The organism is Rhodococcus sp. 24CO, assembly GCF_050586165.1.
Classification (GTDB): Bacteria; Actinomycetota; Actinomycetes; order Mycobacteriales; family Mycobacteriaceae; genus Rhodococcus_F.
In genome coordinates, this window is sequence record NZ_JAZFNF010000057.1 from 1 (window position 1) to 1,449 (window position 1,449).

Below are 1,449 nucleotides of genomic sequence, written 5' to 3' on the forward strand. Positions count from 1 at the left end.
GCCGATTGAACCGCTCCCCGGAAGTTGGACTGAGGAATTCAGTTTCGACTCCCGGGGAGCAGTTGTATGGGGTATCCGAGTTCGCTGTCTGACGTCGAGCGTGCGACGGCGATAGCGTGGTTCGAGAAGGGCCTGGCGGACACTGCGGTGGCGAAGTTGCTGGGTGTGTCACGCTGGCCGGTGAGGAGCCTGTATCGACGGTGGCGGGCTCGCGGACCGGGAGTGCTGGTGGCGGCGACGAGGAAACAGTCCTACACGTTCGAGTTCAAACTCGATGCCGTTCAACGGTTCATTGCGGGCGAGACCAAGGCCGATCTCGCTGCGGAGCTTGAGTTGTCGTCGGTGCAGCTGCTGGAGAAGTGGGTGCGCGAGTATCGGCGCGATGGCGAGGACGCGCTACGCCCGAAGCCGAAGGGCCGCAGACCAAGGAGCGACTCGGCGGTGCCTCCGGGTGAGGTGTCGGGGCTTGAACGGTTGCGGCGTGAAAACGAGCGGTTGCGGGCCGAGGTCGCCTACCTGGGAAAATTGCGGGCCTTGAGGGAGCAAGAACGTCGGTGAGAGTCCTCGCCGTCATCTCTCTCAAGGCTGACCACCGCCTGACTGATCTGCTCGATGCCGCCGGGCTTGCCCGGTCGACCTTCTTCTATCACCAAGCCCGGCTCGCCGCACCAGACCCACAGGCGGAGCTGAAGGCAGTGGTCACCGAGGTCTTCACCACCAACCATGGCCGCTACGGGCATCGCCGGGTGCACGGAGAACTGACCAAGGCCGGCTGGCAGATCGCCAAGAAGACCGTGCTGAAGCTGATGCGGGAACTCGGGCTGGTCTGCCGGGTGCGCCGCAGACGCCGCTACACGTCCTACCAGGGGCAGGTCGGACCGATCGCAGAGAACGTGCTGAACCGGGACTTCACCGCAACCGGCCCGAACCAGAAGTGGGTCACCGACGTGACCGAGTTCCGCGTCGGCGAGTCCAAGCTCTACCTCTCACCGATCATGGACCTGTTCAACCGCGAGATCATCGCCTACTCCACCGGCCGCTCACCGAGCCTGCACCTGACGAACACCCCGCTGCGCGCCGCCCTCGCCACGCTCGAGCCCGGCCGGGCGCCACTCGTGCACTCCGACCAGGGGTTCCAGTACCAGCACGCGTCCTGGCAGCGACTGCTACGAGAGGCTGGAGCGAGGCAATCGATGTCGAGGAAGGGCAACTGCTACGACAACGCGGTGATGGAGAACTTCTTCGGGCACCTCAAGGAAGAAGCGTTCCATCACGTCCGGTTCCTGAGCATCGACGCCCTCGAAACCGCACTGCACGAATACATCCGCTGGTACAACCACGACCGGATCTCGACAAAGCTCGAGGGCCTGAGCCCGGTGCAATACCGAGCCCAGGCCCTCGCGGCTTAAGCTGCAAGCCGGCCAGTCCAACTATCGGGGACCAGTTCAG

Annotated in this window: 2 protein-coding genes; both read left to right on the forward strand. The window is 64.3% G+C overall.

The genetic code is table 11. The annotated features are described in order from the left end of the window. The first annotated feature begins 66 nt into the window (after window positions 1-66). On the forward strand, window positions 67-558 hold the full coding sequence (locus V2B23_RS30805; protein ID WP_430953684.1) for a helix-turn-helix domain-containing protein: 492 nt from the start codon (window positions 67-69) through the stop codon (window positions 556-558). Then, window positions 555-1,409, forward strand: coding sequence for an IS3 family transposase (locus V2B23_RS30810; RefSeq protein ID WP_430953685.1), 855 nt, complete (start codon window positions 555-557; stop codon window positions 1,407-1,409). The genes V2B23_RS30805 and V2B23_RS30810 overlap by 4 nt, the downstream gene beginning before the upstream one ends. Window positions 1,410-1,449: the final 40 nt, after the last annotated feature.